Annotated in this window: 16 protein-coding genes and 1 pseudogene; 11 read left to right on the forward strand and 6 right to left on the reverse strand. The window is 54.0% G+C overall.

Going from position 1 to position 19,666, the window contains the following annotated elements; translation table 11 throughout:
• Window positions 1-136 precede the first annotated feature (136 nt).
• The 3 genes and pseudogenes from C5O24_RS03825 to C5O24_RS03835 all read left to right on the forward strand — a co-directional run bounded on the left by C5O24_RS03825 (window position 137) and on the right by C5O24_RS03835 (window position 5,085).
• The gene (locus C5O24_RS03825; RefSeq protein ID WP_262497745.1) at window positions 137-1,915 is read left to right on the forward strand and encodes a SusC/RagA family TonB-linked outer membrane protein; all 1,779 of its coding nucleotides are present in this window, start codon (window positions 137-139) and stop codon (window positions 1,913-1,915) included.
• A 12-nt stretch (window positions 1,916-1,927) separates the two neighbouring features.
• On the forward strand, window positions 1,928-3,547 hold the full coding sequence (locus C5O24_RS03830; protein ID WP_107681481.1) for a RagB/SusD family nutrient uptake outer membrane protein: 1,620 nt from the start codon (window positions 1,928-1,930) through the stop codon (window positions 3,545-3,547).
• 20 nt (window positions 3,548-3,567) lie between these two features.
• Window positions 3,568-5,085, forward strand: a pseudogene (locus C5O24_RS03835) (sulfatase-like hydrolase/transferase).
• Window positions 5,086-5,213: 128 nt separating this feature from the next.
• On the opposite strand, the gene C5O24_RS03840 reads toward C5O24_RS03835, so the two are convergent.
• From C5O24_RS03840 to C5O24_RS03855, 4 genes are all read right to left on the reverse strand, one after another.
• Complete coding sequence (locus tag C5O24_RS03840) at window positions 5,214-6,836, reverse strand: Rne/Rng family ribonuclease (protein WP_107035708.1); 1,623 nt, start codon at window positions 6,834-6,836, stop codon at window positions 5,214-5,216.
• A 345-nt stretch (window positions 6,837-7,181) separates the two neighbouring features.
• A complete protein-coding gene (locus C5O24_RS03845) occupies window positions 7,182-7,466 on the reverse strand; it encodes an HU family DNA-binding protein (RefSeq protein ID WP_464686995.1) in 285 nt (94 codons plus the stop codon).
• 210 nt (window positions 7,467-7,676) lie between these two features.
• Window positions 7,677-8,882, reverse strand: coding sequence for a glycosyltransferase (locus C5O24_RS03850; protein WP_107035710.1), 1,206 nt, complete (start codon window positions 8,880-8,882; stop codon window positions 7,677-7,679).
• Between the two features lie 4 nt (window positions 8,883-8,886).
• Complete coding sequence (locus C5O24_RS03855) at window positions 8,887-10,434, reverse strand: beta-N-acetylhexosaminidase (protein ID WP_107035711.1); 1,548 nt, start codon at window positions 10,432-10,434, stop codon at window positions 8,887-8,889.
• Window positions 10,435-10,703: 269 nt separating this feature from the next.
• Here C5O24_RS03855 and C5O24_RS03860 point away from each other — a divergent pair, with 269 nt between their 5' ends.
• The 4 genes from C5O24_RS03860 to C5O24_RS03875 are packed head-to-tail and all read left to right on the forward strand — an operon-like array spanning window position 10,704 to window position 14,589.
• On the forward strand, window positions 10,704-11,354 hold the full coding sequence (locus C5O24_RS03860; protein WP_237613002.1) for an SAM-dependent methyltransferase: 651 nt from the start codon (window positions 10,704-10,706) through the stop codon (window positions 11,352-11,354).
• Between the two features lie 24 nt (window positions 11,355-11,378).
• Window positions 11,379-12,419 (forward strand): MBL fold metallo-hydrolase, encoded by a 1,041-nt coding sequence (locus C5O24_RS03865; RefSeq protein ID WP_107035713.1) that lies wholly within the window; start codon window positions 11,379-11,381, stop codon window positions 12,417-12,419.
• A gap of 42 nt (window positions 12,420-12,461) precedes the next feature.
• Window positions 12,462-14,105, forward strand: a complete 1,644-nt coding sequence (locus C5O24_RS03870; RefSeq protein WP_107681482.1) for a dipeptidase — start codon at window positions 12,462-12,464, stop codon at window positions 14,103-14,105.
• Between the two features lie 10 nt (window positions 14,106-14,115).
• The gene (locus C5O24_RS03875) at window positions 14,116-14,589 is read left to right on the forward strand and encodes a cytidine deaminase (protein ID WP_107681483.1); all 474 of its coding nucleotides are present in this window, start codon (window positions 14,116-14,118) and stop codon (window positions 14,587-14,589) included.
• Between the two features lie 20 nt (window positions 14,590-14,609).
• Here C5O24_RS03875 and C5O24_RS03880 read toward each other — a convergent pair whose 3' ends face one another.
• Window positions 14,610-15,869, reverse strand: coding sequence for an SMP domain-containing protein (locus C5O24_RS03880; RefSeq protein WP_133165455.1), 1,260 nt, complete (start codon window positions 15,867-15,869; stop codon window positions 14,610-14,612).
• A gap of 112 nt (window positions 15,870-15,981) precedes the next feature.
• Here C5O24_RS03880 and C5O24_RS03885 point away from each other — a divergent pair, with 112 nt between their 5' ends.
• Window positions 15,982-16,524: a GNAT family N-acetyltransferase gene (locus C5O24_RS03885; RefSeq protein WP_107035717.1), complete on the forward strand. Its 543-nt coding sequence runs from the start codon at window positions 15,982-15,984 to the stop codon at window positions 16,522-16,524.
• A 97-nt stretch (window positions 16,525-16,621) separates the two neighbouring features.
• Window positions 16,622-17,248, forward strand: coding sequence for a phosphatase PAP2 family protein (locus C5O24_RS03890; RefSeq protein WP_237612997.1), 627 nt, complete (start codon window positions 16,622-16,624; stop codon window positions 17,246-17,248).
• Here the strand turns inward: C5O24_RS03890 and gluQRS are convergent.
• Window positions 17,215-18,183 (reverse strand): tRNA glutamyl-Q(34) synthetase GluQRS, encoded by a 969-nt coding sequence (gluQRS, locus tag C5O24_RS03895; RefSeq protein WP_237612998.1) that lies wholly within the window; start codon window positions 18,181-18,183, stop codon window positions 17,215-17,217. The genes C5O24_RS03890 and gluQRS overlap by 34 nt on opposite strands.
• A gap of 93 nt (window positions 18,184-18,276) precedes the next feature.
• Here gluQRS and C5O24_RS03900 point away from each other — a divergent pair, with 93 nt between their 5' ends.
• Both C5O24_RS03900 and C5O24_RS03905 read left to right on the forward strand, forming a co-directional pair.
• Window positions 18,277-19,233: a methylenetetrahydrofolate reductase gene (locus tag C5O24_RS03900; protein WP_107035720.1), complete on the forward strand. Its 957-nt coding sequence runs from the start codon at window positions 18,277-18,279 to the stop codon at window positions 19,231-19,233.
• Window positions 19,230-19,666 (forward strand): DNA polymerase III delta subunit-related protein (locus C5O24_RS03905; RefSeq protein WP_500690272.1); only part of this gene is annotated, 437 nt, incomplete at its 3' end. The genes C5O24_RS03900 and C5O24_RS03905, both read left to right, overlap by 4 nt.

Below are 19,666 nucleotides of genomic sequence, written 5' to 3' on the forward strand. Positions count from 1 at the left end.
GATTGGGGCAGAGGCCTCGATCATGACTCTTTTGTGCCTACACAATCGGCACAGAAACATAAGCAATTGATTTTTAACGTTAATCTTTTCTAAATCTCAACGAGAATTTTGGAATACAACATAGAAGGCCAACCCGATTCAGGCACTCAAAGAAGGAGGCGAGAACCACACCCGCCGACAGCGCATCGAAGGAGTTTTCACCCTGTCATACAAACCGGTGAAAGGTCTTGAGGTAAAAGCTGTGGGTGCCGGACGAGTCATCAACTCGCAAAGCAAGAACTGGCGCCGCCAATATGGAAAATACGGTCCGAACGGACTCAACTCGATGGGAGCCGGCCAGTCGGGACCCAACAGGCTCACACAGTCGACAGATAACACCCGCTATATCACAGTACAACTCACCGCCGATTACAATTTGAAAATTAAGCGGCACAACCTCCACATACTCGCAGGATGGTCGGCTGAAAACAACAGCTATGAGAGCCTCACCGGCGAGCGCACCGATATAATCGGCAACGAACTGCCAGCACTTGTCATGGGGTCGACCGACCAGTGGAGCAACTCCGCCAGCGAAACCGAATGGGCACTGCTGTCGGGATTCGGACGCATAAACTATAACTTAGACGAACGCTATCTATTCGAAGCCAACATACGCATGGACGGTTCATCGCGATTCTCGAAGAAACACCGATGGGGCTACTTCCCCTCGTTTTCGGGAGCATGGCGCATCAGCGAAGAGGCATTCATGAAGGGCCAGCACATAGTCACCAACCTTAAGCTGCGGGCTTCATGGGGTCAGCTCGGCAACCAGAACGGCCTAGGCCTATACGACCATATCGCCAAATATAACATCAGCGGATATTACCCGTTTGCCAACGAACTCGGACAATGGGCAAAGGTCAACAGCCTCCCCTCCGAAGACCGCACATGGGAAACTGTAGAAATGACAAATATCGGTATCGATCTGGGCTTTCTCAACAACCGCCTCACGGCCGAAGCCGAGCTCTTCTGGAAACATACCAAGGATATGCTTGTCAGCATCGAGATCCCGAGCATGATTGGCATCACAGTCCCCACCGGCAACTACGGCGAGCTCAAGGTCCACGGATGGAACATAGCCATAGGCTGGAACGACCGCATAGGCAACCTCAACTACTCGGCACGCTTCTCGCTCTCCGACCAAAAAGACAAACTCACCAATTACGGTAAGGAATTCAACGGATTCTCATCTGGCGTAGGCGTATATACCGAAGGATATTCCCTCGGCGCCATATTCGGCTACAAGACCGACGGTTACTTCAAGACTCAGGAAGAGGTCGACAACTATCCCGTATTCCGCAAAGGCATCACTGCTCCCGGCGACGTGAAATATATTGACCTCGACAACGATGGCAAAATATCGGCACCCAACGACATCGCCTATCTCGGTTCGACCAATCCACGCTATGTGTTCGGGCTGAACCTGAGCGCCGATTGGAACGGCATCGATGTCAGCGCACTCTTCCAGGGTGTAGGCAAACGCGACTACTACCTGTCGTCGGAAGTGATGGCTCCGTTCCGCGACACCTGGGGCAACTTCTCCTATACCCTTCACAACGACTACTGGACGCCCGACAACACCAATGCCGCCCTGCCACGCCCATATGCCGGCACATCACACAACTATCAGATATCAGACCATTGGCTACAGAATGCGGCCTATATCCGATTGAAAAACCTGCAGATCGGATACACTTTGCCGTCGCGTATAATGCGCAAAGCGGGCATAGACCGTCTACGTATCTATTTCAGTGGCGACAATCTCCTTGAATACAGCAAGCTGCAAAGCGACTTCGATCCTGAACTGTCAAACATCAACGGCTACATGTATCCGATGCTCCGCAGCTACTCATTCGGCATTAATCTTACTTTTTAACAACAGGAATCCATGAACAAGATAATATATACCGTATTGACAGCCCTTATGGGACTCGCCGCACTCAGCAGCTGCAGCGACTTCCTTGACAAGGAACCTAAGACCGAACTGTCGCCTAACACTTTCTGGAAAACGGAATCTGATCTTCGCCTCGGCCTCAACAGCCTGTATGCCAGCATGAACCGTAGCTATACACTCGACAACCAGTCGATCGACTGCTTCGCCGCGATCGGCAACCCCGTGAGCAGCGGCACATATACGGCATCGAACACCGACGGGATATGGACCACCGCCTACAACAACATACGTGTGGTATGTGACTTCCTCGAAAACTACGACAAAGCAGAGGTCAGCGATGCGGTCAAAGCGCGTTATCGCGGCGAAGCTCTCTTCTTCAAGGCTTATTTCTATTTCAATCTTATAAAACGGTTCGGCGATGTGCCTTATGCCGACCATACGCTTGATCTTGCCTCAGAGGAACTTTACGGACCACGCATCGACAAACGCCAGATACTCGACATCATTCTCGCTGATCTTGCCGAAGCCGAAGCGGCCGTGCCTCAGAAAAGCGCGATGAAAAATGATCTCGGCAGAATCACCAAAGGAGCGATCCAGGCACTCACGGCACGCATCGCGCTGTATTTCGGTACCTGGTACAAATATCATGGCGGAGCCGACGGCACACAATACCTCGCCATAGCCCGCGATGCAGCCCGACGGCTTATGGACAGCAATGAATACAGCATATATCCTGACTACCGCAATCTATTCCTTCTGCCGGGTGAAGACTCTTCGGAGCACATCCTGTCGTTCCGCTACTCCGACGAAACAAGCTCATACAATGCCCGCATACGAGGCGTGATTGTCGATTTCATACAGGACCCGACCAAACATCTCGCCGATGCATTCCTGTGCAAAGACGGTCTGCCTATAGGCAAATCGGCCTATACGGTCGAATATCTGCCTCTCGGCAAGGAGTTCGACAACCGTGACCCGCGCATGGCCTTGACCATCTGGCGGCCGGGCGACCCGTTCAGGAACGAGGCTTTTGTACCCAATCTGGCCAACCAGACCAAGACCGGCTACATGTTCAAGAAATATGGCGATGAAGACTCCTATGCCAATATCCAGTCGAAGATCGACGAGATACTGATACGCTATGCCGAGGTGCTCATCACGTATGCAGAAGCAACCTACGAACTTGACGGCAGCATCTCTGATGCAGATCTCGATATTTCAGTAAACACCATCCGCGACCGATTCGCCGGCAACCCCGACTGTCTGCCTCACCTCACCAACGCCTTTGCAACAGCACACGGACTGGATATGCTTGAGGAGATACGCCGCGAACGCCGCGTGGAACTTTGCTCCGAATCACTGCGCTACGATGACCTCATCCGCTGGAAAACAGCCGAACATGAACTGCCGCAATCAATTCTCGGTGCTAAATTTGATGCCGAATCATACCCTGCGCTGACCACCGGCAAAGACATAATACTCAACGCCGACGGGTTCATACTCGTGCAGGATGGCAACTCACGCACATTCGACCCGGCAAAGGACTATCTGTTCCCATTGCCGCTTCGCGAAGTGCGCCTCAATCCTCAGCTCACACAAAATCCCGGATGGTAATCAATCGCAATGCAAGCAACATGAATAGATTCACCAAATATATCGGAGCCGGCATAGGACTCCTGTCGGGAGCTGTTGCCGGCGCTCAGGATCGCCCTAACATAGTGGTCTTTCTTGTCGACGACATGGGACTTATGGATACATCCCTCCCATTTGTCACCGACAAAGAGGGCAACCCTGTCGAGCAGCCTCTCAACCGCTGGTACCGCACTCCAAACATGGAGCGCCTCGCCGCGCAAGGCACACGCTTCACACAGTTCTATGCACAGAGCGTAAGCTCTCCGTCGCGCACATCATTGCTGACCGGACATAATGCAGCCCGTCACCGCACCACCAACTGGATCAACGCCGAAAGCAACAACCGCGACAAATACGGCCCCTACGACTGGAACTGGAACGGCCTTACATCAGGCAGCATCACTTACCCTGGAATACTCCGTGAAAACGGCTACAAGACAATCCATGTCGGAAAAGCTCATTTCTCCAACATGCACACCGACGGCCGCGATCCGCGCAATCTCGGGTTTGACGTCAACATAGCAGGTTAGGCTATCGGTCATCCTGCCAGCTATCTGCCTGAAAACGGCTACGGCAAGTACAAAGGCTGGAAAGCTCGCGCCGTGCCCGACCTCGACAAATACCATAACACCGAGACCTTCCTTACCGATGCGCTTACCATTGAAGCGGCGAGCGAAGTAGACAAAGCCGTAAACGAGGGCAAACCGTTCTATCTCAATCTGGCCCATTACGCCGTACATGCACCTTTTGACATCGACAAGCGTTTTATCGACCACTATACCTCCGATGAATATCCGGTCAACGCACCGGCATTCGCCGCTCTGATAGAAGGGATGGACAAGAGTCTCGGCGATCTCATGGATCATCTCGACTCCATAGGCCAGGCCGAAAACACACTCCTGATATTTCTCGGCGACAACGGCAGCGACGCACCGATGGGAGACAAAGCCGGCCACACCTCCTCGGCTCCCTACAGAGGTAAGAAAGGAATGGAATTTGAGGGGGGCATGCTCGTTCCGGCCATAATATCATGGGCTAAACCGGCGCCCGACAATAAATTCCAGAAGGAATATCCCATAAGCCAAGGCGGCATACAGACGCAGATGGCGACAATCATGGACATTTTCCCTACAGTGCTGTCTGTAGCCAGAATCGGCAATCCCGAAGACCATACACTCGACGGCTCTGACCTGAGGACACTGCTCAGCGGAAAGCATGATCCGCGTCACCGCGACGATTTCCTGATGCACTTCCCGCATCATAACTACGGTCAGTATTATACTGTTTACCGCAAAGGTGACTGGAAAATCATCTATCGCTATAACCCCGAAGATCCTCAACATCCGGGCTACAGCCTGTATAATCTGGCCGATGATCCATACGAAAACCATGATCTCGCCACGGCAGATCCGGCAAAACTCAGTGAGATGTTCTACCTGATGGAAGCCCGTCTGAAAGCCGAAAACGCCACATACCCCGTAGACGCCGACGGAGTCACTCTCCTGCCCAAAGCTCCGTAAAAGAGCTGCACGTCAGCGCAATCGCCGTATGCCCCACCATAATACCACACGACACTGTGACTGAATCGATGATTCCTGACACAGTGTCGTGTGATATTGGTCGGTCTGTGAGGACGGGTTAAAGACCTTTAATCCTCATTACCTCTGTTTTTGGCTTTGCTTTTTGATTTTGTGGCCGACGAATCGATGTCTTTTTCCTCCTTGAGATCGATTTCGTTGCCTTTGGCATCGAGCACTCTGTATTGCAGATATGCGAGGCTCTGATCGGGACGGACATTGAACTTCTTGCCTGTCTCCATGCGCCAGCGGCGAAATGTGGATATCAGTCCTTTTTTCAGGTATGCATCGACAAACGGATGTACGTACATCGTAAAACCGGTCTGTTTCAGCTCGTCCACAAGATAATCTATTTTTTCACGCAGCAGATCGGTGAAGAGCAGCGACGGCTGCACCTTGCCCTTCCCGAAGCACGACGGACACTCTTCGGCGGTAGTGATGTCGAGCGCCGGCCTTACACGCTGGCGGGTGATCTGCATGAGTCCGAATTTCGAGAGCGGGAGTATGTTGTGGCGCGCACGGTCTGTAGCCATGATCTCCCTCATGTGCTCATACAGTTTCTGGCGGTGTTCGGACTTGGCCATATCGATGAAGTCAATCACGATTATGCCCCCCATGTCGCGGAGTCGGAGCTGACGTGCAATCTCGTCGGCAGCGCGCATATTCACCTCCAGCGCATTGGTTTCCTGGTCGGCGGCGGCCTTTGAGCGGTTGCCCGAATTGACATCAATCACATGGAGCGCCTCTGTGTGCTCTATGATGATGTAGGCTCCGCTTTTGAACGAAACAGTTTTGCCGAACGACGACTTGATCTGTCGCGTGATACCGAAATGATCAAATATAGGCTCCGGTTTCTGATAGAGCTGCACGATCGAACTACGGTCGGGTGCGATCAGATTGACATATTTCGAGATCTGCGAATATACGTCGGGATCGTTGACGTGGATGCTTTCGAAATCGGGATTGAAGATGTCGCGGAGCACTCCGACTATGCGGCTTTCTTCCTCGAAAATCAGCGCCGGCGCAGTCGCACACTGTGCGCGGGCCACCGTGTCTTCCCAGCACTGGAGCAGCGTGCGGAGCTCATGATTAAGCTCTGTGACACGTTTGCCTTCGGCCGAGGTGCGGATGATGATGGAAAAATTCTTTGGCCTGATGCTCTCGATAAGCCTCCGGAGGCGGATCTTCTCCTCGGAGGTTTTGATTTTCTGCGACACTGATATCTTGTCGCCGAAAGGTATGAGCACCATATAGCGCCCCGTAAGAGTTATTTCTGTGGTGAGTCTGGGACCCTTGGAGGATATCGGTTCCTTGACTATCTGCACCATCAGTTCCTGCCCGGGCTGAAGCACGTCGGTTATCTGTCCGTGCTTGTCAATGTCGGGCTTCAGTTTCATTTTAGGCAGCGACGGCTGATGCTTACGGTCATCGAGCGCCTGCTTCAAAAAGGTTGAGTAGCTTGCGAAGCTTGAGCCAAGATCAAGGTAATGGAGGAAAGCGTCTTTTTCATACCCGACGTTGACGAAGGCGGCATTCAGACCCGGCATAAGCTTTTTGACTTTCGCCAGGTAGATGTCGCCGACCGCATAGGCTATGTTTCTCGACTCCTTCTGGAGCGAAACAAGCCTGGAGTCCTCCAGAAGTGCTATCGACACTTCCTTTGGCTGCACGTCGACAATGAGTTCGCTTTTCATTTTCTTGATATTATACTGTGATTATCCGGGTATGCGCCACACTTGGCGTTCTCCCGGCAAAAAAAACAAAGGACAAAGCTTCCGGCCCCTCGGAGCGGACCCTGAGAAGTTTGTCCTTCGCTGTTCGATTTCCGCGCGGTCTGTTGATTTAGAAGCGGAAGATTCGATGAGTGTCCGCTGTCGGGCCTGACGGCAACACGCAGCGGGTATGACTCACTTCTTCTTGTGACGGTTCTTCTTCAGACGTTTTTTGCGCTTGTGAGTAGCCATCTTGTGGCCTTTTCTTTTCTTTCCGCTTGGCATTTTATGCGATATTTAGTTGGTTATTATATTGGGGAATGCTGATCACTTAGCGTTCTTGACATCTTCCATGAACACCTTGGCGGGCTTGAATGCCGGGATCTTGTGCTCGGGGATGATTATTGTGGTGTTCTTTGAGATGTTGCGGGCGGTCTTCTCCGAGCGGGTCTTCACGATGAAGCTGCCGAAGCCACGAAGATATACGTTTTCGCCATGACCGAGGCTCTCCTTCACAACTTCCATGAACTTCTCTACAGTCTCGAGCACACAGGCTTTGTCGATGCCGGTGGTCTTCGAGATTTCGCTAACGATGTCGGCTTTTGTCATAATTCTATATTTTTTGATAATACATTGATACGCAACTGATTGTTGACAACATTGAACTTGTCTTCAATTTGCAAGTGCAAATATCGCACTTTTTTTTTATTCACATGCAAAAAATCAACCACTTTTTTGCAATAATCATCACTTTTCTACCTCATTAAGGGCGAACCTGAATTTCACGCCGACCAACGACAGTAGACTGTGCTCGCACTATATTCACCCCCATGTGAAATTACTGCGTCGCCGACGCCATGCCGACCAACGGCGTCCGATGGTACGGATCGGCTGGACTAACCACAAAAACAGCGCCGACCATCCCTGACGACCGCCTTCGAGCACCGCACACACTTTCCGCCACATAAGAGATACGGGTATCCACATCCCGGCGAACATGACTACGGCTACTATCGGAGGCACTATCGACGGAGCGCCATACACCACCGACACAACCGAGGCGAGAAGCCATATCCATAGCGCCACACTGACACTACCCATAAGCCGGAAAGGCGCACGCGGAAGCATGGCAGAGGTAAATTCGCGCCGTAAGGATTCGGCACGATGGGAATAAGCCATATCCGATTCGTGCTGATCCACTATGGCATCGGGATATATTTCAGCGACACAGTTGTATGCGGTAGCAATTTCATTGACAAACAAATCATCGTCGCCATAATTAAGCTGCAGCGCCGATGAAAATCCCTTGTGTTTGAAAAACACCGACCTGCGGTAGGCCAGATTACATGCTGTGCCACGCAATGGCTTTCCGACAAGCGCCGAACCGACCCAAAGCAAAGCAGACCGTAAACGGTCGAATGTGCGCCGGCCGCTTCCGTGGCCATGGTCGGGGGTATCATCATTGCCGCAATGGCGTCCGTAACCAATCACCACTTCCACTGATTTGTCGACAAAATGACGCGCCATACTCCGGAGCCACAGGCGCGACGGTATTGTACAGTTGCTTGTTGTCAGCAACAGACAGTCGTGGTGGGCCGCCTTCACGCCGAGCGTGATTGCGAGCTTGCGCCGGCTAAGGCTGCGGGTATCATCGGGCAGAAAAGTTATGAACAGGTTGCGGTGTTCGACCTGAAGAGCGCGCACTATGTCGTCGGTGTGGGAATGACCTTCGTCATTGACCACCACTATCTCAAACGGTGCATTATAGTCCTGATCAAGTATATCGGCCAGCAACTGGCGAAGTCGTCCGGAATCGGCATGAGAACAGACTACGACCGACACCGGAGGAAGCTCTCCGTCATCATCCCGGTTTTTGACAGCCCGCGATGCGTTCAGAATACGCTTGAGCCTCGGCAATACCACCGCCAGCACATACACCGCCGCAATAAAAGCTGCTGCAACCGATATACCTACAACCGGCGTGAGAGGCACAAGAAAAAATTCCGGATCCACAGACATGACTAACATATTCCTATCGGTCAAATGATTCGAACGGCACTCTGAACGACACCCCGCGCTCCATCAGCCGACCGAGCGCACCGGGCAGACGGCGGCGGAATGAATCCCACGACCGTCTTGATTCAGGAGTCCATCCGGCCTCTGCAAGAGCCATGGCTCTCGGATAGGCCATATAGAAAGCACGATTGATGTCGTTGATGGCCTCTCCCCAAAGAGTTCCCATCACTCCCGTCACATTGGCGGCCGAAGGCATCTCGATCGCATAGGCCTGACGCAGTGTGGTCACCGGCATACCCCAGTTGTTATGTTCCGGAAGATCGCCGCGCATCTGGGGATAGTCGAGATAAGCGTGCTCTCCGGGCGCCATCAGCAACGGGTTGCCGTGAGCGGCTGCCAGTTCGATGCATTTAGGCGTCAACCCATTGCGCCATGTCACGAGAGTTACATCGGCAGGATATTCCATCAGATACTTCTCAGCCGGCATATAAATATTGTCGAGCTCGCACCACAATATAGCCTTTTTGCCACAGCTGCGGACGGTGGCAAGCATACGCCCGAAAAAATCGTTCATCAGCTGTGCGGCATCGGTATATCCACGTTCGGACATCATGCGGCGACAATCGGCGCACAAAGCCCAGTTGCGTTCGATTGCGGCCTCGTCGCCGCCAAGATGGATATAAGGCGACGTAAACATCGACGCGATACTGCGTATAACATCGTCATAAAGAGCATAGACCGAATCATTTGCCGCGCATACCATCACTCCGTTTCCCGGCGCTGACGCGAGCGCCGCGCTGTCGGCTATGTGGCAGCCAAGGCCGGGATGCACGGTAAGCACAGCTGAAGTATGGCCGGGAATATCCGCTTCAGGCACGATCTCTATGTAACGCTGTGCAGCATAATCGACCAGATCCGCTATATCCGACGCTGTGTAATGGTCTGTGCCGTCAGTCAGCTCCGGATGCCCCTCTACGGCCACCCGCCAGCCTTCATCATCGGTCAGATGAAGCTGCAGCACGTTGTATTTATACGACGCCATTACATCTATAAACCGCTTCACATCATCTACAGGAAGAAAATGGCGTGCAGGATCGAGCATCAGAGCCCGACGCGGATAAGCGGGAGCGTCATCTATGATTATCGGTGAAACATTTCCACTGGCGGTCATGACCGCATCGCCCCAAAGCAGCTGATCAAGAGTCTGCAACCCTCTGAACAGCGCCTCCTCCGAAGCGCCACAGAGCCTCAAAGAGACCGAATCGACCTCCAGACGGTAATGCTCGCTGCCTGTCATCGTCGTATCGACACCGATATAAGCATCCACTCCCGCACCATCGCCGAAATGACGGGTCATGATCTCTCCATAGACCGACAGAAGTCTGTGATCCGATGGCAATGTAGACCTGACTATAGCCGCGTCACTGACAGACAAAGCCTTGCCTGACGGCATGACAACCGATGCCGGCATAGGCATCAGAGCCGAAGTCGGCCCCAGTTCTCTTGCATGCACAGCAATCCCGGCCGCCACTGCAAGCGATATTGTGATAATTTTTCTGAACATGATGCAAAGTTACGCATTTTTCGTGAATGTCTAAAAAAGCCATACAAACCGACCGTCAATGACGTCGCAGCCAACAGTCCGCACTGTCAGTTCTTACCATGGCACTGATGATTTTTGTTTTTATCTCGCGAATTCTTCGTATATTTGCAATAATGAATTCATCCACCACAAAATCAAAAGGCGCCGACAGCGACGCATCATCAGCCACACATAGGCCTACACTGTATCTTCTGCCCGTACCGCTCTCTGACGTAGACCCGTCAGCCGTCATGCCGCAGTCCAACATAGAAGTGGCCCGCAGTGTGCGGCACTTCATTGTAGAAAACCTACGGTCGGCACGTCGTTTCCTGAAACGGTGTGACCGCTCAATCGACATAGATTCGCTGACATTCGACGTGCTCGACGAACACACCCGGCCATCGGAAGTAGCGGCGATGCTTGCTCCGATGGAACGCGGCGAGGATATGGCCATAGTATCCGAGGCCGGATGCCCGGCTGTGGCCGATCCGGGTTCTGATGCTGTTGCCGAGGCACAACGTCGCGGCTATCGCGTATGTCCGCTCGTCGGGCCTTCGAGTATTCTGCTCGCCCTTATGGCTTCAGGATTCAACGGCCAGACTTTTGCATTCGCAGGCTACCTGCCGGTAGACCAGCATGCACGCACGGCACGGCTACGCGAAATGCAGCGACGCATCGAGCGCGAACGACAGACGCAGATATTTATCGAAACACCCTACCGCAACAACCGTCTGATACGCGAACTCACCGCAACCCTGCCGCACGACATGCTGCTATGCGTGGCCACCGATATAACCGGACCGCGCCAGAATATAACCACGAAGACACTCGCACGATGGGCCGCAGAGCCGGCCGACATAGACCGTGTGCCCTCGATATTCCTTCTGTTCCGGCAGGACTGAACACCTTTACAGCACACACGTCAGATGGCAAAAAAGAATAAATTCCAGCCAAGTCCGCTACGCCAGCCCGGACTGTTTGACATATCCGACCCGAATACAGACGGAGGCGGCATTTTCGGTGAAGAACTGCCGGTACATCCGTCGATACTCGACTTCGTAGTACACCATACCGCCACGACTGCCGACAACGTCGCAGCTCCGTCAAACCCTATCGAAGAACCGATCAAAGACTATCCGGTAGAACGCGGATCGCTGCTTCTGGTCAGCTTCGGAAGCGGCAGCAGCGGCAACTGTGCGTATCTCGGTACACGCAGCGGCGGCATACTGATCGATGCCGGGGTCGACGTGCCGACTGTAACCAAAGGGCTCGAATCTATAGGTCTGACACTTGAAGATGTCAAAGGGATACTCATAACCCATGACCACAGCGACCATATCAGATTCGCCTATTCGATCGTAAGAAAACATTCATGGATGGGAGTCTACTGCACTCCCAAGACCCTAAACGGCATACTGCGCCGCCACAACATATCACGTCGCCTCAGCGACTACCATCGGCCGATATACAAGGAATTTCCGTTCGAGCTGGCTGGATTCCGCATCACAGCTTTCAATGTAAGCCACGACGGATCGGACAATTCCGGATTTTTTCTCGAATCAGGATCGCAGACCGTGGCCGTGGCCACCGACCTCGGATCCATCACCGAACGCGTCGACCACTATATGCGTCAGGCCAACCATATCATCATCGAGGCCAACTACGACGCCGAGATGCTTCGATGCGGCCGTTATCCCGCCTATCTGAAAGCACGGATCGAAGCCGACGACGGACACCTCGACAACACCGTCACCGCGCGCTTTCTATCGTCGCTCCTGACTCCGCGGCTCCACAACATATTTCTCTGCCATCTGAGTGAAGACAACAACACACCTCAAAAGGCTATCGAGGCAGTAGGCGATGCACTACGCGGACATCCCGACGTCGCGTCAGGCGACATCACGATGCCACGGCTCGACATATTCCCCCGCTACGAGCGGTCGACCGTCTACAGCCTCCACCTATGACCGAGATACAGACAACAGGCAAAACAAACTGATTTACAAAAAATGATACACTCCAACAAACTACTCGCTTTGGTCGCATCGGCTGCCATGGCCATACCATCGGCCGACGCATGCACAAGCCTTATCGCCGGCAAAAAAGCCACAGCCGACGGAAGCATCATGATCACATACGCCGCAGACAGCCACACCCTCTACGGCGAACTATACCATCAGCCGGCAGCCGACCACGCTCCCGGTACGATGAGGCAGATCACCGAATGGGACACCGGACGTCATCTCGGCGAGATACCCGAAGCTCCACACACCTACCGCACTCTCGGCAATATGAACGAACACGGGCTCACAATAGCCGAAAGCACCTGGGGCGGACGACATGAACTCGCCGGCACAGGCCTCATAGACTACGGTTCGCTGATATATATCACGCTGCAGCGAGCACGTACGGCACGCGAGGCACTGAAGGTCATGACCGATCTGGTAAACGACTACGGATACGCTTCGGAAGGCGAATCGTTCTCAATCGCCGACGCCGACGAAGTGTGGATCATGGAACTCATAGGCAAAGGCAAATCCGACAAGGGAGCCGTGTGGGTGGCGCGACGCGTCCCCGACGACTGCATATCGGGACATGCCAACCACTCACGCATACATCAGTTCCCGCTCGACGATCCTGAAACGCTCTACGCGCCCGATGTGATCAGCTTCGCCCGCAGTCAGGGATATTTCGACGGGAAGGATGAAGATTTCAGTTTCTCACGCGCCTATGCCGTGACCGACGGCGGCGCCCTGCGCGGATGCGACGGCCGCGTATGGTCGTTCTACAACCGCTTCAATTCCCCGGAGGCAGCTCCATATCTCGACTGGGTGCTCCGCGGACAGGGCGACCCTCTACCTCTGTGGATCCGCCCGCAGTCAAAAGTCGACGTGCGCCAGATGCAGGCCATGATGCGCGACCACTTCGAGGGCACGCCGATGGACATGACCGCCGACGTCGGAGCCGGCCCGTATAAAGTGCCTTACCGCTGGCGTCCGCTCACTTACGAGGTGGACAGCACAGAATACACTCACGAGCGCGCTATCGCCACACAGCAGACCGGTTTCTCATTCGTCAGCCAGATGGACTCCAAAGCACCCGCTGCCATGCGCGCCATATTGTGGTTTGGAGTTGACGATGCCAACACCTGCGTCTACGTTCCCGTCTACAACAGCGTCACTGAAGTGCCTCATGAATTTGCTGTAGGCAATGGAGATATGTACAATCTTTCATGGGATGCAGCATTCTGGGTCACCAACTATGTGGCCAACCAGGCCTACAACCGGTATTCTCAGATGATACCCGATATACGCCGCGTGCAGAACGAGATTGAAGATTCAATAGCCGCAGAGGTCGACTCCATGCGCAGCGCTGTAGCCTCCATGCCGGAAACAGAGGCTTCAGCCACACTGACAGCCCACACCGCACGCTGGGCCCGCGACTACACAAAACGCTACAAACAACTTGGCGACTACCTGCTGGTGAAATATCTCGACGGCAATGTGAAGCGCGAGAAAGACGGTAAGTTTGAGCGTACCGCCGACGGAATGCCCGTATATCCGCTCTTCCCCGGCTACGATGACCGCTACTACCGCTCGATAGCCACTGATCCCGACGGAGGCGACAGGCTCAAATCACTGAAAATCCAATAACCACTGACCCATGACCGACGATCCGATCATCATACCGCGTAGGCGCACATCGTACCATGAACTCACGGACAGCGACCGTGAGCTTGTGGACGCCGCGCGCAGAGCCACCTCGCGGGCTTACGCTCCCTACAGCCATTTCCATGTCGGCGCAGCCATACGCCTGTCAGACGGAAGCATCACGGAAGGCTCCAATCAGGAAAATGCGGCATTCCCATCCGGCACATGCGCCGAGCGCACGGCCGCATATTATGCCCACTCGGCCCATCCCGACGCACGCTTCGAGGCTATAGCCATTTCAGCCATGGGCACCGACGGACAGCCAACTCCGACACCCACCCCGCCTTGCGGAGCGTGTCGTCAGGCACTGCTTGAATACGAGAAACTTGCCGGGCAACCGGTCAGAGTGATACTTGACTCCCCCGGCGACATATACATACTTCCCTCCGTGAGTTCGCTGCTGCCGCTGTCGTTCAGCGATTTCTGAAATAGACCTCACCGATATCGTCAGCTGTTGTAGGCTCCGGGCAGAGAACCGCTTACGCCATATCGGTCGGTACGCACTCCACACAGGATAGCCCTTGCCGGGCTATCCTGTTTCAGTCTGTAGTCAAACACATATCGCCCGGCATCCACATCAAAGAGCGGATCACAATTCCACAGACAGCCCACAAACATATTGTCATCCGAGCCATGGCTCCTGAAAGTGCACCGCTCAAATAGCGCCCCTGACGGATTCGCCGGGCTAAGATCCGGGCACGAGCCAAAAAAGATCGACTCCCCTACCGCCACTGCCGCTTCATCCGACAGCTGCAGCAGCGCGCCTGTGGAAGCAGCAAACAGATAGTCGGACGCGAATGTGCAACGGCCGAATGACGCACGTCCGCCATTCAGCACAACAACGCCATCAGGCGACGACGAGAACTCGCAGCCCACAGCATCGATACAGCTCGAAGCCGCATCGACCACACGCTGCGAAGCATTTGTCAGACGACAGTTGTCAAGACTGACTTCGGCTTCTTCGCCACACTTAAGCGCAACCACCGGATTAAACACGTTGACACACTTCATGTCAACACTTCCCCCCTCGACCGACACACCGCCCCACTGACCCGGTATGATATCAAAGGGTATCGAGGTCACGACATTTCCGAGTCTGTCGCCGCAAAGCTTTATCTGCGCATCCGGAGTGCCCTGTGCCACGAGCCGCCCCGTCACGCACAGCGAAGCGCCATCATGAAAATATACCGACGCACCCTCCTCTATTAACAGTGTTGCACCATCGGCAACCGTCAGACATCCGAACACTCTGACGATCGCACCGGCTTCCAGCCTTGTGTCAGCAGTGACGGTGACATCGCGCAATATCAGCGGATCAAGCGCCTCGCCGACAAAAGGCAACGACGTCACAGCGCCGTTGACACTAAAATCGATCCGCCCACCGATCACCGGTGCTTCAGGGAGGAGATCGGCCAGCACTATTATGGAATCGCCAGGACGGATATCCAAGTCATGAAACGCAGTTCCCGAAAACCCGTCGACATTGAGCCGCACATCAGCCCCTCTGACTCCGCTCACCGACACGTCGGTAATCCTCATCACCTTGTCGCAGCGGTTATAGACAGTCACTGCCACCGCCGGACTCGTTTCTCCCATCCACACCTGCCCGAAACGCAACGAATCGGACGAAAACTCCGGACGGTCGGACGATGAAGAAGATATCTCATCGGAAATACACGCGGTAAGACACGCGGATGCAGCAATCACAGTGCATAATATCTTTATTAATCCTCGCATAAACTGAAAACGCACAATACTGCCGAATATTTTACTACCTTTGCAATTGTGCACCTGAATTCAAATCCGAGTCACTTAGCGAATGAACACAACCACAATCGACACATCAGACAAAGAATTGTTCGGAATGGTAGAACGTCTTATCACCGAAGCCTTTCCGGAAGAGGAGCGCCGGCCACTTGAAGCATTCCGGAGCATAGCCGACAGCGACGACCGGTTCAGCGTTATGATTCTGAATGACGGAGACACTCCGGTCGGCTTCATAACGTTATGGGATTTCGAACAATTCATATATGTGGAGCATTTTGCGATCCTGTCCGAACTGCGGTGTCGCCACTACGGCGCCCGCGCGCTTGAAGTTCTCCACCGGTCCGACCGTCGCCCCATTGTGCTTGAAGTAGAACTGCCGACCGACGACCTCACACGGCGACGCGTAGCATTCTACAAACGTGCCGGCTTCTCGCTTTTGCCCTATGACTACACACAGCCCCCCTACCGGCACGGAGGCGCATCGCTCCCCATGAAGATAATGGTCTGGACGCCTGAATCAGGAGTAATTCCGGACTTCGGACTGATACGTTCGACACTCCACCGTGAAGTATATGGCATCATTGATGCACAATAATTTGTGACAAAATTGGCACAAAAAGGTTAAAACATCGCACTTTCGGGAAATATTGTGGAATTTTGACTACTTTTGTAGCTCATAATACCGACACACAGTGACTCTCGAACTCTTCTTTTCTACCATTGCAGCGGCGCTAAAACAATTCGATGCCGAAATGCTACTGGCAGTCAACGGGCTGAACACTCCCTGGCTCGACCAGATAATGTGGGTGGTTACCAATCGTTTCGCATGGATACCGCTCTATGTGGCTCTTGCGATCTATATCGTCAGACCCGACTGGCGCAAAGGACTCACATGTCTGATATTCATAGGACTTCTAATCCTTGCCGTCGATCAGACCATAGCTTCGCTGATACGTCCCGTCGTAGGACGCCTGAGGCCGTCGTGGGACACAGCCATGTTTGGCGACTCGCTTCACCTTGTCAACGGATACCGTGGCGGCATGTACGGATTCCCGTCGTGTCACGGCGCCAACTCTTTCGCACTTGCCACATTCATTATATTGTATTTCCGCACACGTCGGGCAGCCGCAGGCATGACTCTCTGGGCCATGCTCCATGCCGGATCAAGAGTATATCTTGGCGTACATTATCCGGGCGATATCTTTGTCGGTGCCATGATAGGGACCGGCTATGCCATACTTTTCTATCGCCTGATGAATTTCACCACGCGGACAATCCCACTGTTTCAGTCTATTTCGGGAGTCAGGATCGCCTCCTGAGGCTTTATACGGTTCCAGTCCATTTCACCGATTATATCGGTCGGTGCCACCGGCTCGGGGCGATCGATTATCCCTGCCGCAAAAGCCAGCCGCCCGACAACCGACTGTGGTCTTGCACCTCTTGCCCGAAGGCTCTCCAACGACGCCGAAGCATCGCGCTTCGACAGCCGCTGACCGCCTGTATTGACCAGTAGCGGCACATGCGCGAATGAGGGTGCGTCAAATCCAAGCAACCTGTAAAGATAAAGCTGCTGGGCGGTTGAAAGCAGAAGATCGCATCCACGCACTACTTCCGTCACTCCCATCAGAGCATCATCGGCGACAACCGCAAGCTGATAGGCCCACGCACCGTCGGCACGCCTGACTACAAAATCGCCGCAATGACCGGAAAGCGCCACGCTCTGACGGCCAAACACACGATCGTCAAAACAGATCTCCTCGTCAGGCACCATTATCCTCACCGCATGAGGCTCCGACACAGCTCTGCGCCTCGACTCTCCGTATCCAAGCCTTTCGGGGCGACACGTCCCGGCGTAGACGATCCGTCCGTCAGTCTGATGCGGCGCCTGAGTGGCCATGATGTCGGCGCGGCGGCAAAAGCATGGATACGTCACTCCAAGCCTTTCAAGCCTCCCGAGTATCTCGCCATATATCTCTCCGCGACGGCTCTGGCTGTATGGACCGGCTTCGCCACGATCGTCCATTCCCCCTTCGTCCCAGTCAAGTCCGAGCCACCGCAGATCATCCTCTATATGCAGCGCATATTCCGCTTTGGAACGCTGCGGGTCAAGATCCTCTATACGAAGAATCCATCGACGTCCCGACCGGCGCGCCGACAACCACGACAGAAGAGCCGTGAAAACATTCCCCAGATGCATGCGTCCTGAGGGAGAAGGAGCGAACCTCGCCGCCCCGGCCGAAAAATCAGCATCCATAACTTTCATAGCGCAAAAATACACATTTTTGAGTTACTTATCCGGCGACAAACGGAGGTATTTCGGACGAAAATGCTTAAATTTGCATCCATCATGACTATTCCGGAATTAATACAGCGCAAAGGCTCCAAGGGATTTTCCATAGAGGTGCTCCCTCCGCTTAAAGGCAAAGGTATCGACCAGCTGTTTGCAGGTATCGACAGTCTGAAATGTTTTGAGCCACTATATATCAACATCACCACGCACAGAAGCGAAATGGTGTATAAATCAACGGCCGACGGCCTGTATCAGCGCGTAAGCGAACGTTCGCGTCCGGGCACTGTGGCTGTGGCCGCCGCCCTCCAGCAACGCTACGGCATTCCGGCCGTTCCGCACATAATCTGCAGCGGCTACACCAAGGCCGAAACAGAGTATGCGCTGATCGACTTGCGTTTTCTGGGCATCACTAACCTGCTCGTGCTCCGCGGCGACAAAGCCCGCCACGACAACCGATTCATACCCAACACCGGAGGGCATGCCCACGCCGTGGAACTGCAGAGACAGATCAACGACTTCAACAACGGAACTTTTGTCGACGGCACCACCATGGACTCGGCCAACGACTCCCCCTTCAGCTACGGAGTGGCCGGATACCCGGAGAAGCACGATGAGGCGCCCAACCGCGACATAGACATAGCATGGCTGAAAAATAAAATAGACAACGGCGCCCAGTATATCGTCACACAGATGTTTTTTGACAACGACAGCTACTTCAGCTTTGTCGAACGCTGTCGGCAGAGCGGCATCACAGTGCCTATCATTCCCGGGATCAAACCGATCGTGACCAAGGGGCAGCTTACGGTGTTGCCCAAGGTGTTTCATGTCGACATTCCGACCGATCTGGCCCGCGCCGTGATGGACTGCAAGGATGACGTTCAGGCCAAAGAAGTGGGCGTGGAATGGATGGCCATGCAGATGCGCGGCCTGTACGAGGCCGGAGTGCCTTCAGTGCACATCTACTCACTCAATGCCACGCGCAGCGTGGAGAAAGCCCTCCGACTGGTATTATGAGATTTGCCGACATACCGGGACATGAGGCTGTGAAATCACGGCTGCGCCAGATGGCCGATAGCGGCCGCATCCCACACGCACTGCTGCTCGAAGGCCCTGCGGGAACCGGCAAGATGGCTCTGGCAAGGGCTTTCGTCCAATATGTCTGCTGCACCGACCGTCAGGGAGGCGACAGCTGCGGACAATGCCCGTCGTGTCTGCAACATCAGAGTTTCAATCATATCGACACCCATTATACCTACCCGACAGTAAAGAAAGAGGGATCTGACTCGGCACCCGTATCAGACGACTATGCCGCCCAATGGCGCGACTATATGCACGGCCGGCTATATATGGACTTCGACCAATGGGCCGACTCGTTCGGACGCCGCAACGCGCAGCCGGTCATCTACGTCAACGAAAGTGCGGCTCTGATCCACAAACTGTCGTTCAC

The sequence above is a fragment of the Paramuribaculum intestinale genome (genome assembly GCF_003024925.1).
Classification (GTDB): domain Bacteria; phylum Bacteroidota; class Bacteroidia; order Bacteroidales; family Muribaculaceae; genus Paramuribaculum; species Paramuribaculum intestinale.

Coding starts and splice junctions, on each gene's coding strand:
- C5O24_RS03860 (WP_237613002.1), top strand. CDS start 10,704: ATGCCGCAGTCCAACATAGAAGTGGCCCGCAGTGTGCGGCACTTCATT.
- C5O24_RS03900 (WP_107035720.1), top strand. CDS start 18,277: ATGACTATTCCGGAATTAATACAGCGCAAAGGCTCCAAGGGATTTTCC.
- C5O24_RS03855 (WP_107035711.1), bottom strand. CDS start 10,434: ATGTTCAGAAAAATTATCACAATATCGCTTGCAGTGGCGGCCGGGATT.
- C5O24_RS03885 (WP_107035717.1), top strand. CDS start 15,982: ATGAACACAACCACAATCGACACATCAGACAAAGAATTGTTCGGAATG.
- C5O24_RS03865 (WP_107035713.1), top strand. CDS start 11,379: ATGGCAAAAAAGAATAAATTCCAGCCAAGTCCGCTACGCCAGCCCGGA.
- gluQRS (WP_237612998.1), bottom strand. CDS start 18,183: ATGGATGCTGATTTTTCGGCCGGGGCGGCGAGGTTCGCTCCTTCTCCC.
- C5O24_RS03840 (WP_107035708.1), bottom strand. CDS start 6,836: ATGAAAAGCGAACTCATTGTCGACGTGCAGCCAAAGGAAGTGTCGATA.
- C5O24_RS03875 (WP_107681483.1), top strand. CDS start 14,116: ATGACCGACGATCCGATCATCATACCGCGTAGGCGCACATCGTACCAT.
- C5O24_RS03870 (WP_107681482.1), top strand. CDS start 12,462: ATGATACACTCCAACAAACTACTCGCTTTGGTCGCATCGGCTGCCATG.
- C5O24_RS03830 (WP_107681481.1), top strand. CDS start 1,928: ATGAACAAGATAATATATACCGTATTGACAGCCCTTATGGGACTCGCC.
- C5O24_RS03850 (WP_107035710.1), bottom strand. CDS start 8,882: ATGTTAGTCATGTCTGTGGATCCGGAATTTTTTCTTGTGCCTCTCACG.